This is a genomic window from Streptomyces sp. NPDC027962, from assembly GCF_055566095.1.
Map to the genome: position 1 here is coordinate 81,090 of NZ_JBVHTA010000007.1, position 11,743 is coordinate 92,832.

Annotated in this window: 11 protein-coding genes, 1 tRNA gene and 1 pseudogene; 3 read left to right on the forward strand and 10 right to left on the reverse strand. The window is 67.9% G+C overall.

Annotation, left to right across the window (positions count from 1 at the left end; translation table 11 throughout):
- Positions 1–245 precede the first annotated feature (245 nt).
- The 4 genes and pseudogenes from ACZ4SA_RS09040 to ACZ4SA_RS09055 all read right to left on the reverse strand — a co-directional run.
- Positions 246–1,040, reverse strand: coding sequence for an O-methyltransferase (locus ACZ4SA_RS09040; RefSeq protein WP_468271381.1), 795 nt, complete (start codon positions 1,038–1,040; stop codon positions 246–248).
- 94 nt (positions 1,041–1,134) lie between these two features.
- Positions 1,135–2,118: an NAD-dependent epimerase/dehydratase family protein gene (locus ACZ4SA_RS09045; RefSeq protein WP_468271384.1), complete on the reverse strand. Its 984-nt coding sequence runs from the start codon at positions 2,116–2,118 to the stop codon at positions 1,135–1,137.
- A 132-nt stretch (positions 2,119–2,250) separates the two neighbouring features.
- Positions 2,251–3,390 (reverse strand): glycosyltransferase family 4 protein, encoded by a 1,140-nt coding sequence (locus ACZ4SA_RS09050; RefSeq protein WP_468271387.1) that lies wholly within the window; start codon positions 3,388–3,390, stop codon positions 2,251–2,253.
- Positions 3,391–3,884: 494 nt separating this feature from the next.
- A pseudogene (locus ACZ4SA_RS09055) lies at positions 3,885–3,998 on the reverse strand (LPXTG cell wall anchor domain-containing protein); the annotation flags it as partial.
- A 78-nt stretch (positions 3,999–4,076) separates the two neighbouring features.
- Here ACZ4SA_RS09055 and ACZ4SA_RS09060 point away from each other — a divergent pair.
- Positions 4,077–4,640: a hypothetical protein gene (locus tag ACZ4SA_RS09060; RefSeq protein WP_468271877.1), complete on the forward strand. Its 564-nt coding sequence runs from the start codon at positions 4,077–4,079 to the stop codon at positions 4,638–4,640.
- A gap of 658 nt (positions 4,641–5,298) precedes the next feature.
- Entirely contained in the window at positions 5,299–5,580 is a 282-nt protein-coding gene (locus tag ACZ4SA_RS09065; protein ID WP_468271390.1) for a hypothetical protein, read from the forward strand.
- A gap of 100 nt (positions 5,581–5,680) precedes the next feature.
- On the opposite strand, the gene ACZ4SA_RS09070 is transcribed toward ACZ4SA_RS09065, so the two are convergent.
- Together ACZ4SA_RS09070 and ACZ4SA_RS09075 are read right to left on the reverse strand one after the other, a co-directional pair.
- On the reverse strand, positions 5,681–6,850 hold the full coding sequence (locus tag ACZ4SA_RS09070; protein WP_468271393.1) for an acyltransferase family protein: 1,170 nt from the start codon (positions 6,848–6,850) through the stop codon (positions 5,681–5,683).
- A gap of 669 nt (positions 6,851–7,519) precedes the next feature.
- Positions 7,520–7,593 (reverse strand) — tRNA-Pro (locus tag ACZ4SA_RS09075).
- A gap of 145 nt (positions 7,594–7,738) precedes the next feature.
- On the opposite strand from ACZ4SA_RS09075, the gene ACZ4SA_RS09080 reads away from it, so the two are divergent.
- Positions 7,739–8,206 carry a DUF309 domain-containing protein gene (locus ACZ4SA_RS09080; RefSeq protein WP_468271396.1) on the forward strand — a complete coding sequence of 156 codons (468 nt, stop codon included), beginning with the start codon at positions 7,739–7,741 and terminating at the stop codon, positions 8,204–8,206.
- A 7-nt stretch (positions 8,207–8,213) separates the two neighbouring features.
- Here the strand turns inward: ACZ4SA_RS09080 and ACZ4SA_RS09085 are convergent, their stop codons facing one another.
- From ACZ4SA_RS09085 to ACZ4SA_RS09100, 4 genes are all read right to left on the reverse strand, one after another.
- On the reverse strand, positions 8,214–8,861 hold the full coding sequence (locus ACZ4SA_RS09085) for a LutC/YkgG family protein (RefSeq protein ID WP_468271399.1): 648 nt from the start codon (positions 8,859–8,861) through the stop codon (positions 8,214–8,216).
- Complete coding sequence (locus ACZ4SA_RS09090; protein ID WP_468271401.1) at positions 8,858–10,276, reverse strand: LutB/LldF family L-lactate oxidation iron-sulfur protein; 1,419 nt, start codon at positions 10,274–10,276, stop codon at positions 8,858–8,860. Before ACZ4SA_RS09090 ends, ACZ4SA_RS09085 begins: the two co-directional genes overlap by 4 nt.
- The gene (locus ACZ4SA_RS09095) at positions 10,273–11,010 is read right to left on the reverse strand and encodes a (Fe-S)-binding protein (RefSeq protein WP_468271404.1); all 738 of its coding nucleotides are present in this window, start codon (positions 11,008–11,010) and stop codon (positions 10,273–10,275) included. Before ACZ4SA_RS09095 ends, ACZ4SA_RS09090 begins: the two co-directional genes overlap by 4 nt.
- Positions 11,011–11,195: 185 nt before the next feature.
- The gene (locus tag ACZ4SA_RS09100) at positions 11,196–11,579 is read right to left on the reverse strand and encodes a DUF488 domain-containing protein (RefSeq protein ID WP_468271406.1); all 384 of its coding nucleotides are present in this window, start codon (positions 11,577–11,579) and stop codon (positions 11,196–11,198) included.
- Between the last annotated feature and the right edge of the window lie 164 nt (positions 11,580–11,743).

The window sequence follows — 11,743 nt, forward strand, 5'->3', positions numbered from 1 at the left end:
CCGACACTTCCCCCCCTCCCCCCCCCCCCACACCCCCCCCCCCCCCCCCCCCCCCCCCCCTCCCCCTCCCCCCCCCCCCCCCCCCCTTCCGGGACAGCGAATACGCCGACACCAGGTGTGGCGGTGATCTGCTGTTGAACAGCTCGATGCCCCGCCGGGGCCACCGAACCGTTCAAAGCCGGTGTCACCGCATCCGCCGGAGCTCCTGGGGCAGAACGAGCCGCCGAGGAGTTGGACGATCCAGGTCATCGGCGAACCGCACCGATGACCTTCCTACGATCGAGGAGCAGGGAAGGACTCGTTCCGTTCCTGTGACAGAAGTCCAGGTACGCACGGCTGTCGTCGACATCGTCACTGGCGAACACGCTGCCCGGTGTCATGAAGCGCCACGCCTGTTCGTACTCAATGAGCTGGCTGAGGTAGCGATGGTCGCTGTCATGAAAGAACAGGTCGATCGCCCCGAGCCGGGGCAGTGCTCTGACGAAGGCGGACACTGCCTCCTCTGCCTTGGAGATCTCCAGATGCCATTGCGGGTGAGGCCCCACCAACTTGCCCACCTGGGGTTTGATGTCGAAGCTGTACAGAGTTCCGCAGCCGTTCCGCTCGAGAGCGGAGATGATGATGAACGAAGAGCGACCGTCCGCAACTCCGGTCTCGACCACGACCTTCGGCTTGAGCAACCGAGCAACAGCGTAGAGGAAGGCGCCGGTCTCGGCTTCCACGCCGTGGGTCACGGGAAACTCCAGCGCACATTCCTTGTAACGCTTGTTCAGTCGTGACTCGACTTCCTGATATTCGTCCAGCACCTCTGAGATCTGAGGCATGCTCCATCCCAGCGTCTGGACGAAGGCGGCCGCCGTAGTAACGAGGGATTCAGCATGCTCGACGAAGTCGGCAATCGTCGGCGCCGTATACCGCCGTACTCCGGTCGGAACGGCATGCACGGCGAGATATCCGCTGGCCAGCGAAGCGACAGGAATCAATCCCGAGTACTTGACCCATTGGCGGACCATCGACAAGCGACCCACGAAGTCACCCACATTTCCACGGCAGCTGAACCGGACAGACAAGCAAGGGGTCAAGCCAAGGCGACTGCGAGGGCCATTCATTCGCATCCATTTCAGGAAACACCCGTCAGGACAGGGCGCTTGTGGATGCCGACTCGTGAGTGGACAGCCAGTCCCACTGCCGCTCAATTCCCTCGATCAACGACACGGAGGGGTCATATCCGAGCAGGGCATGTGCCTTGGTGATGTCAGCGGCAGTGACCTGGACGTCGCCCGGCTGCTGCGCATCGCTGAGGATCGGGACCTCCTGCCCGGTGACCTTGGCGACGCGACGCAGGACGTCGAGCATGGAGACACTGTCGCCACCACCGACGTTGACCGCCTCTGCGGTCGCCGTCGCCGTCGCGGCAGCGAGGGTCGCAGCCACGATGTCCCCGATGTATGTGAAGTCCCTGCGCTGGCGGCCGTCCCCGTACAGCCGCAGCGGCCGACCGGTCAGCACGGCGCGCAGCATGCGGCCGATGGCCATGTCCGGTCGTTGCCGCGGGCCGTACACCGTGAAGTAGCGCAACGCGACCACGCTGGTGGGGCTCTCCGGCGCGAGGGCGTAGGCGAGAGCGAGGCGCTCGGCGGCGAGCTTGGTCACCCCGTACGGCGAGAGCGGGGCTGTGAGACCGTCTTCACGGAACGGGCCCGGGCCGTCGCCGTAGACACTGGACGAGGAAGCGAGAACGACACGGCGGACGCCCAGCGAGACACACGTCTCCATCAACCGCTGCGTGGCCAGGACGTTGCACTCGAGGTACTCGGAGAACGCACCTCCCCATGACGGCCGGACCCCCGGCACGCCGGCGAGATGGAAGACCGCGTCCGCGCCGTTCGCCCACGGTTTGATCTCGTCGCTGACGAGGTCGCATTCAACCAGCTTGAACGCAGGATGCTCCAACGCCTTGGAGAGGTTACGTGCCGCCTCGGGATCTTCTGCGGGCGATCGACGGTCGACGCCGACCACCCTCGCGCCACGCTGCAGCAGAGCGTCGACCACGTGTGAGCCGATGAATCCAGCGGCTCCGGTGACCACTGCGTCCTCGATTGCCGGTGCTCCACTCATCGCGCTTTCCCTCTCTGCAGTTGCCCACCCGCACCCATCGAAATAACCCTGAGTGACTGAACAGCCCCAGTATTCCGATCTGCCCCGTTATTGCACCGTTGGACACGCCATTGCGCCGCCGAATGACCCGGATCACGCGCACGAATGACGACGTTCCAGCGCCACGCGAAACCAGTCCTCGACCCTTCCCGCGACCACGGGCCAGCCCAGCTCCGCGGCCGCACGTCTCCCACGCTCACTCATGACGCGTCGCCCCAGGTCGTCGTCGAGCAGGGCGCGCAATGTGCCCACCAGATCCGCCTTCACTCCGGCGCGAAAGACTCGGTACGCGTCCGGGATCGTGACCACCGGGTCGAGTGAAGCCTCCGACGACACGACGACCGGGGTGCCCAGCGCCAACGCCTCCAGCGCGGCTGTGGGTACGCCCTCGCCCTTCCCTGGCAGACGTCGCGATGCCAGGACGAACGCCTCGGCGCGGCGCACCAGTGCGTAGACGTCGTCCCGACACAGCGCACCGGCCAGTTCTACTCCCGGTCCGGCAGCCGCGAGTTCAGTAAGCCGTTCCCGCTCCGGACCCTCGCCCGCAATGACGAGGCGCAGCCCGGGTCGACTACGGGCCAATTCGTGAAACGCTTCGATGAGCAGGCCATGGTTCTTCATGGGGTCCAGCGCGCCAACACTGACGATCAGTCCGCGCTCCCGGCTTTCGGGGCCGACGGCCGGTGGCATGCGGGACAGCTCGAGACCACTGGACATGGTGAGGATGCGTCGCTCCGGCACGCCGCACGCCACCAGATCACTCGCGGCCCCCGAACCGAGAGCGATGAACGCGTCCACGAACCGGAACGCGTGCGTGGCCAGCCGCCGTCGCCGGTCGGACAGTCTGGCATGGACCGTCATGCACAGCGGGATGCCGAGGCGGCGGCCCAGGGGACCCAGCCACAGGGCCTCGATCTGGTCACCGTGCAGATGGAGCATGTCCACGCCATGCGCATGTGAGCCGCCGACCAACTTCGGGATCGCCGCCGACGCCTCCGCCGCGAAAGCGGCTTTGTCGGATCTCAGCGCCAGCAAGCGGGACAGAGCAGTCCTGCTCAAGGACAGGCGCGCAGCCCCATCCGGCACCGCCGTTCCGTGACGAAAGGCCAAGGTCACACGGTGCCCGCGGCCCAGTTGCTCCCGCGTCAGGCATTCCACATGCCGTTCCATCCCACCCGGCATCGGGGGAACTCGGTAGCTCAGACGCAGAATATGCACGACAATCCGCTCCATTCATGTGCCACCTCTGCTGCGGGCTTGTTCAGTCGCCACAGTTAGGGCGACGCCCTGCGCGGCGATTGAATCGAATGTCAATCGAGCATCGCGCCACGCGACGCATGATCCCATATCGCGTGTTGACCAGGAGCGACACACGACCGAGTTGTAAGGGCCGCAGCGAAACCGTAGGAAATGGCGATGGCAGCCTTTCCCACCGCAATGGCCACTCACTCCGTGTGAGCGGCGGCTCCGCGGCCTGTGAGCCGGTCACAGCAAGGCGCACTTCCTCGTACGGCTCGAGCGGGCTTCCGGCAGTTGACATTCGCGCGCCAATGCCATGCCGGCATGCTCGTTGGCTCGGCCACCTCAACGGAGCTACAGAAGCGGGTCACCGGCAGCGAGCAGCCGCCGCGTCGTCTGCTCGGCATGGTTCGTCGCCTCAAACAGGCAGAATCTCGGGCAGCTGTGTGCTGTCCGAGATTCTGCCGATGCTACGCGCAGGTTTCGGCTTACTTCTGCTGAGCCCCCGTACGCCGACGCTTCGCAAGCACCAGCGCCCCTCCGCCGAGCAGCACGAGGCCGCCTGCCGCGGCGAGCATGGCCATCGTTCCGTCCGACGACCCGGTTGCGGCGAGCGAGGAGTTGTCGCCATCGGACGGTTTGCCGCCGCTATCAGAGTCGCCGCGGTCCCCCTGGTCATCATGGGAATCGTCGTGGCCGTCGTCGCCACCGTGTCCGGGTCGGCCGTGGTCACCGTCACCGTGTCCGGGTCGGCCGTAGTCCTCGCCACCGTGTCCGGGTCGGCCGTGGTCACCGTCACCGTCACCGTTGCCGGGTCGACCGTGGTCACCGTCACCGTCGCCGGGTCGACCGTGGTCACCGTCACCGTCACCGTTGCCGGGTCGACCGTGGTCACCGTCGCCGTCACCGTCACCGTCACCGTCACCGTCGCCGGAGATGGTCACCCGCGCGGTCTGCACGAGACCCGACTCCTGACCTTCGAGTTGAAAGTCGTACTGGCCGGGCCGAGCGTGCCCAGGAATCGTGACCGTGTCCTCCACGCGGCCGTTCTCGTCCGCGAAGTGGGTGTCGAGTTCCACTACCTCCCGACCGCCGTCGCCGTCGCCGTCCCCGTCGCCGTCGCCGTCGGATTGGGTGCGTTCGGCCGAAAGGGCCTGCGGGAATGCGGGCGATCCTCTCAGTGCGGCCGTGTTCGCCGCTCCGGCAGCGCCGGCTCCGCCTCCGTCCACAGGAAGGAGACTTGATCCGGCCTGTTCGTTCGGCTGATGCCCGGTCGCGACGAAGTTGATCTCATCGCCGGGAGACACGGTGACGTCATCGAGCTGAAGACTTGGGGCCGGCGGGTATTGCGCGAGCGCCGGCTCAGCAGCAATGAGGGGAACTGCGGCAACGAGGCCTACGATGGAGGCGGCCAGGGCGACTCGCCATCCGGAGCGTCTGGGCATGGTTTCGGGCTCCTTCGGACGGTGCTTGATCAGGGATGGATTTCTTTTTTTGTCGACCGGCGTCTGCCGTCCAGAACACTTCGGATCCATATACCTGGACGACTCCCTCCAAACAGGCGCGCCACGGGACTCGGCAGGACGGTGTACAAATGGCACTCGTGTGGCCCTCATCGCTCGCGATCACGTTCCGGATCTGCTGCGGTCCGTCGCACGTCGCCGGTGGGCGTCGAGGCAGCCGAGCGAAACCCGGTCGGGCCGTGGCGCCCAGTTGGCGATGATGAGCTCAGGCCCCTGATGGAACCCTTGCCCGCGTCGATGCGGACCTGGCCTCGGCCGGGATCCCCCTCGCGCGTCAGCGCCTGCGCGGACAGGTTTCGCCCTTCCCGCGCCAACTGACACTTCGCCCCCCCTTGGCCGAGGTGGGTTGCACGGCGATCCCGCGGAGGCGAGACGGTGGATGTACTTGGTGGAGGACCGGGACGCGGACGAGACCTCTCTCTTCGAGGCCAGGCACCGTACCCCTCGGCAGCACATGCGGGCGCTGGCGTGGCAGGGCCCTGCGTCATCGGCCCCTCGCCCTTCGCCCTTCGCCCTTCGCCACGGAACAGTTGGTGGCCCTACGATCAGCCTGCTCCGACGCCGTGGGACACCCCTCGACCGGGGCAGCGTCCCCCGTGCCTGCGACGACGAGCCGGACGCCCGCGGCGGGCCGTTCACCGGCTTCCCTGCGGGGGTCTGATGCCTCGTCGCCGTCCTCGCCTTCCTGGCGGTCTGGGTGAGCGGACTCGTCGCACTCTTCGACTGACAGTGAGGATGAGTCATGGCATCGCCGGGAGGTCTTATTCTCCGACTGACTGACGCTTCGGCTGTCTTTCTGGGGACTCGTCGGAGTGCCGGGGAGGTGACGCAATGACCACCGACGTCACGACCGGGGACGGGATGAGGCGGCGCGACAGCGCCCGCCTGGCAGGAGCTTCGAATCGGTCGGCCAGCAGCACGCAACCAGCAACCAGCAACACGAGGAAGACCAGGCCGCTCCATGGCGCGTACTGCTCCACCCGAAGGCCGAAGAACTGCAGAAGGATTCCGCAGCTGAGCATGTACAACCTCTTGTGCAGGGCGTACACCGCGTACGAGGCGAGTCCGATCCTGCTGCACAGAAAGGCCGTGCCCCCCTGCGGCTCGGCCTTTGCTCCGAGCAGGACGAGCAAGGGAAGCACCACCAGTGCACAGAACAGCTGGCCGACGGTGCCCAGGTCGAAGGCGGCAAGCGCCGGCAGAACTCCGAGCAGTAGGAGTGGGTGGATTCGAGGTACGCGTGCGGCGCGGTGGAAACGATGGAGCAGAACTCCCAGCATGAACGAGTACAGAACTCTCACGAGACCACCGGCGAATGTGTGCCAGCCGACGCCGAGAGCGGTGGAGTCCCACCAGAGGGCAGCGCCGGTGAAAAGTGCCCCGGAGACCAGGACGACACCAACGAGAACCTTGGTGGATTCGAGGAGACGGCGGGACAGTACCCACACAAGGTTGGCGAGCAGTTCGAAGAAGATCGACCACATGATGCCGTTGAGTGGGAACAGCGCAGCGGCGAACGGATCGGGAAGCATCAAGGCAGCGAAGGGAAGATCCAGCAGGAGTTGGGACCACGTCCAATGCTGTTCCGGATGGTTCTCCATCACCTCCTGCCCGTGGTACCACATCATGCACAGCGCCTGCACCAAGCCCAGAATGATGCCCAGCAGGTACACCGGATAGAGCCGCGCGTACCGCGACAGCATGAAGCGCCAAGGACTCATACCTTCGCGGAAGCGCTCCTCGTAGGCGTGCGCGAGGACGAAGCCACTCAGCACGAAGAAGAGGTCAACGGCCATCTGCGCGGATGGCAGCGGGTCCCCGAAGTACCGGTGCGAGTGCAGAACGACGATGCACAGCGCGGCGACACCGCGAATTCCGTCGAGTGTCTTGAAGGCTCGATCCTTCTTGCGTCCATCCACTTTCGGCACCACGAAGTATCCCCAGTCGGCCAGGATCGGTCCCTTGACGGGGCAACGCTATGCCGCCGAGCCGGACAGCGAATCGGGATCCGAAGTCACCCGAACGTGTTTCAGTGGGAATTCACTCACGTGCCGCACGGCACGGATCTCGGAGGCGACGCTCATACTGGAATTGCGGTTGACAACACGAGCGACGCCCGCGTCGGCCAATTCCGACGCCCGGATGTTCACCGGGCTCGGGGACGAGCACCCACGCCGTGAAGCGCTCGCGGGGCCCGCAGCCCGCTGAGGCGGGCGGAGAACGCGACTCCGCAGCTGTGATCCTTATTGACCGGCGGCAGCCGCATCGCTGGGGAGGTGGTGGGCGGGCGTCGGCCTCGGCCGCGGCTTGGACGACGACGAGGTTGAGACCTGGCTTCGACGTGCGGCGGTAGCAGCCGAGACCTTCGACATTTCGAGCCCGCGCTTGAGGCACGATCCGTACGTCCATAAGATCACCGCAGTCGGCGCCGCCCTCTCGGCCCGCCTCAGCGCGCTCCGCGCGCCTCGGTCCCTGCCGAGTCCGATCGTGGTCGCCCGCTGACGCGGTCAAGGCGAGTTGGTCCCCAACTGGCCCCAAAAACGATCAAAAGGCCGTGTCGGATTCCTCCGATACGGCCTCTGACCTGCGACTCTTTCGAGTCGGGACGACAGGATTTGAACCTGCGACCCCTTGACCCCCAGTCAAGTGCGCTACCAAGCTGCGCCACGTCCCGATGCGCGTTCCGCCGGTTTCCCGGACCGAGTGCGCAAGAGAACATTACCTCACTCTGCGGGGTCGGCTGTCGCCCGGCCTGCGGTCACGCTCCGGGGCGGTCACGAGCGCGACGGTACGGTGCCGGGAAGGGGGACAATTGCGGCATGGACCAGTCACGCAGGGACCGCGACGCCGCGGGCCGCGCCCGTAACGCCCGCCCGCGGGACGGCCTCGGCCGCCCTCTCCCCCATGGCGCGCCCGGCGTGGAGCGCCAGCCGGAGGGCGTGCTGCGCACACCCGAGCAGACTCTCCTGGAGGCACAGCACCTGCTAGACGCGGGTATGCCGTTCCACGCCCACGAGGTGTTCGAGGACGCGTGGAAGTCGGGCCCCAAGGATGAAGGCGAGTTGTGGCGGGGGCTGGCCCAGCTCGCGGTGGGCCTCACTCACGCGGCCCGCGGCAACACCACGGGCGGCGCCCGGCTGCTGCTGCGCGGCGCCGACCGGATCGCGGAGTCCCCGGCCCTTCACGGTATCGACGTGCCGGGGCTGGTCGCGTGGGCCCGTGATCTGGCGGGCCGGCTGACCGGCCCGGTGGACCCTGCCGCGGAGGCGCCGCGGCTGGTCCAGTAGCAGCGATTCAGCTCAGCAGCAGGACCACCTCCAGGGTGCGGGGGCCGTGCACGCCCTCGACGCGGTCGAGTTCGATGTCGCTCGTGGCGGACGGGCCGGAGATCCAGGTCAGCGGACGGGTGGGGTCGAGCCGCGGCATCGCCTGCGGTACGGACGCCACGACCTGCTCGGGGACGCGGACGACGCAGATGTGCAGGTCCGGTACGAGGGTGAGAGCGCGCCTGCCCTGGGCGGGGCCCGCGTCCAGGACGATCGTGCCCGTCTCCGCGATCGCCAGTGCGCAGCCGGTCACCACGGCGTCGGTCGCATCCAGCTCGTACGGGGTCAGGGCCAGGTCGCGGCGCTGTTCGGCATCGGTGCCCGCGAGCCACGCGCCCGGCAGCCCCTCGGGGACGGCCACCGAACGCGCCCCGTGTCCCACCAGCAACCGGGCGAGGAGTTCCGGCAGTTGCGCCTCGGTGCATCGGTGGACGATGGCCCGGTAGTCGGCGAGGTTCTCGTGCAGGAGGTCGAGAACGACGGAAGGATCGTCGGGAGAGTGACTGTCCAGGTAGTCGCGGGCCGCCTCCGGCGCCTGCGGGGCGTCGGCCACGGCGGCCCGGACCCCGGCGAGGATGCGCTCGCGGGTTCCCTGCGCGGGAGTACCGGTGCTCATGTGCGGTTCTTCCTCCACCACTCGCGGAACGATTCGGCGGGCATCTGCGGCAGTTCCCTTGACGCGGTCCACGCCCCCGCGCCCGGCGGCTTCCTGGGGTGCAGCCTGCGCGTCCTCGACGCGGCGCGTTCACCGGCGGCGAGCGCGGCCGGATGGTCGAGCAGCCAGCCCGCGGCCTTGATGGCGGCCTTCTCCAGGCGGTGGCCCTTTCCGCCCTGGTCGGCAACTCGTTCCCGGAGGTGGACCAGTACCTCGGGGATGTCGATGGCGACGGGGCACACCTCGTAGCAGGCGCCGCACAGCGAGGAGGCGTACGGCAGGGAGGCGTCGATGTCGCTCCGCGTGCCGCGCAGTTGGGGGCTCAGGATCGCGCCGATCGGGCCGGGGTAGACGGAGCCGTACGCGTGGCCGCCGGCCCGTTCGTAGACGGGGCAGACGTTGAGGCAGGCCGAGCAGCGGATGCAGCGCAGGGCCTGGCGTCCCACCTCGTCGGCGAGGGTCGCGGTCCGGCCGTTGTCGAGCAGCACCAGGTGGAAGGTCCGGGGGCCGTCCCCGTCGGCCGTCCCGGTCCACATGGAGGTGTAGGGGTTCATCCGTTCGGCGGTCGAGGAGCGGGGCAGGGTCTGCAGGAACACCTCGAGGTCCCGCCAGCTCGGCACCACCTTCTCGATGCCGACCACGGAGATCAGCGTCTCCGGCAGCGTCAGGCACATACGGCCGTTGCCCTCGGACTCGATGACGACCATGGTGCCGGTCTCCGCGACCATGAAGTTCGCCCCCGAGACCCCGACCTTGGCGCGCAGGAACTTCTCCCGCAGATGCAGTCGGGCGGCCTCCGCCAGGTCGGCGGGGCTGTCGGACAGCCCCTCTGGGGCCGGTCGCCCCCAACTGCCCATCGAGCGCGCGAAGATGTCGCGGATCTCGCCCCGGTTGCGATGGATGGCGGGGACGAGGATGTGCGAGGGCCGGTCCTCGCCGAGCTGCACGATCAGCTCGGCCAGATCGGTCTCGTAGGCGGCGATACCCTCGGCCTCCAATGCCTCGTTGAGGCCGATCTCCTGGGTGGCCATCGACTTGACCTTGACGACCTCGCGCTCTCCGGTCGCCTTGACGAGGTCGGCGACGATCCGGTTGGCCTCCGCCGCGTCGGCGGCCCAGTGCACAGTGCCGCCTGCTTCGGCAACTGCGCTCTCCAACTGCACGAGGTAGCGGTCGAGATGGCGGAGCGTATGGTCCTTGATCCGCTTGCCGGCCTCGCGCAGCCGCGCCCAGTCGTCGAGTTCCGCCACGGCTTTGGCCCGCTTGTCGCGGATGGTGTGGGTCGCGTGGCGGAGGTTGGCGCGCAGGATCGGGTTGCCCACGGCCCTGCGTGCCGCTTCAGGGAAGGACGGCATACCGAGAAAGGCTCCGCTCATGCGGGGGTCTCCTCCGTCTTGAAGGGGTGTTCCTCCGTGCAGGCGAGGATGTCGGCGATGTGGAGGGCGCGCAGCGGCTCGTCCTGGCGGCGCAGGATGCCGTCGATGTGCATCAGACAGGAGTTGTCGGCCCCGCACAGCACCGAGGCTCCGGTGGAGACGGCGCTGCGGACCTTGTCCCGGCCCATGGCGGCGGACACGTCCGCGTTCTTGACGGCGAACGTGCCGCCGAAGCCGCAGCACTCGGCCGCGCCCGGCAGTTCGCGCAGCTCCAGCCCCTTCACCGACTCCAGCAGCCGGCGGGGCCGGTCACCGAGGCCCAGCAGCCGCAGGCCGTGGCACGAGGGGTGATGGGTGACGGTGTGCGGGAAGTACGCGCCGACATCGGTGACTTGGAGGACGTCGACCAGGAACTCGGTCAGCTCGTACGTCCTCGAGGCCAGGTCCGCGGCCGCGGGGCCGCCGAGCCGGGGGTAGTGGTGCCGGACCATGGCTGCGCAGGATCCGGAGGGCGTGACCACGCACTCGTACCCCTCGAATGCCCGGACGGTGCGGCGCACGAGCGGCTCGGTCTCCCGTCGGTAGCCCGTGTTGAACTGCGGCTGCCCGCAGCACGTCTGGGCGGTGGGGAAGTCCACCTCGACGCCCAGCCGCTCGAGGAGTCTCACCGTCGCGATGCCCGTGGCGGGGAACACCGCGTCATTGACGCAAGTGACGAAGAGTGCGACACGCATGGCCGGAGGATATGCCGCTTCAGGCGCTGTGCGAACCACCCGGGCTGACCAAAACATCGGACCATTGGCCATTCACTCCGAGGATCGGCACAGCAACAGCGGCATTTGACCGACGGAGGTTGCTGAAAACATCGGGTTGGTCATGGCTTTCCTCGCGTCCGACGAAGTCGTATGCGAAGAACACCTCAGCGCGCCCGCAGGCCCTGGAGGAGCTTCTGCAGGACGGACGTGTGACTGCGGTCGGGCTCCTTGGCCGCCGTCAGCAGGGTCAGCGGGCCCTCGGCCACGAGGGTACGGAGCCGCTGGAGCGCCTCCGCGGCGGCGGGCCCGGCGAGTTCGGCCTCGTAACGGCGGCAGAACTCCTTGTACTCCCCGTCCGGCCCGTGGTACCAGCGCCGCAGCTCCGCCGACGGCGTCAGGGACTTGGGCCACTCGTCGACGCGGGCGTCCTCCTTGCTCAGGCCACGCGGCCAGAGCCGGTCGACCAGGACCCGTACACCGTCGTCCGGCCCGGGCGCTTCGTAGACCCTGCGGACCCGTATCTCCGCCTTCCCGCCGCCTCGCTGCATGCCTCCCAGGGTCACAGACCGTCGCGCCGCCCGCATGCGGACGGCGCGACGGACGTGCCGCCCGCCCTCTTTCGGCGTATCCGGCACGGTCCGTCCTCGCACGGGCGGCCCCTGCCCGTCATCCTGGTGTTTTCCCGCCGCCACCTTCGTCTCCTGACTAGCTC

Bases quoted from the DNA above. Each gene is read 5' to 3' on its own strand.
- ACZ4SA_RS09045 (WP_468271384.1), bottom strand. From the start codon at position 2,118: ATGAGTGGAGCACCGGCAATCGAGGACGCAGTGGTCACCGGAGCCGCT.
- ACZ4SA_RS09050 (WP_468271387.1), bottom strand. From the start codon at position 3,390: ATGGAGCGGATTGTCGTGCATATTCTGCGTCTGAGCTACCGAGTTCCC.
- ACZ4SA_RS09060 (WP_468271877.1), top strand. From the start codon at position 4,077: ATGGGAATCGTCGTGGCCGTCGTCGCCACCGTGTCCGGGTCGGCCGTG.
- ACZ4SA_RS09065 (WP_468271390.1), top strand. From the start codon at position 5,299: ATGTACTTGGTGGAGGACCGGGACGCGGACGAGACCTCTCTCTTCGAG.
- ACZ4SA_RS09080 (WP_468271396.1), top strand. From the start codon at position 7,739: ATGGACCAGTCACGCAGGGACCGCGACGCCGCGGGCCGCGCCCGTAAC.
- ACZ4SA_RS09085 (WP_468271399.1), bottom strand. From the start codon at position 8,861: ATGAGCACCGGTACTCCCGCGCAGGGAACCCGCGAGCGCATCCTCGCC.
- ACZ4SA_RS09090 (WP_468271401.1), bottom strand. From the start codon at position 10,276: ATGAGCGGAGCCTTTCTCGGTATGCCGTCCTTCCCTGAAGCGGCACGC.
- ACZ4SA_RS09095 (WP_468271404.1), bottom strand. From the start codon at position 11,010: ATGCGTGTCGCACTCTTCGTCACTTGCGTCAATGACGCGGTGTTCCCC.
- ACZ4SA_RS09100 (WP_468271406.1), bottom strand. From the start codon at position 11,579: ATGCAGCGAGGCGGCGGGAAGGCGGAGATACGGGTCCGCAGGGTCTAC.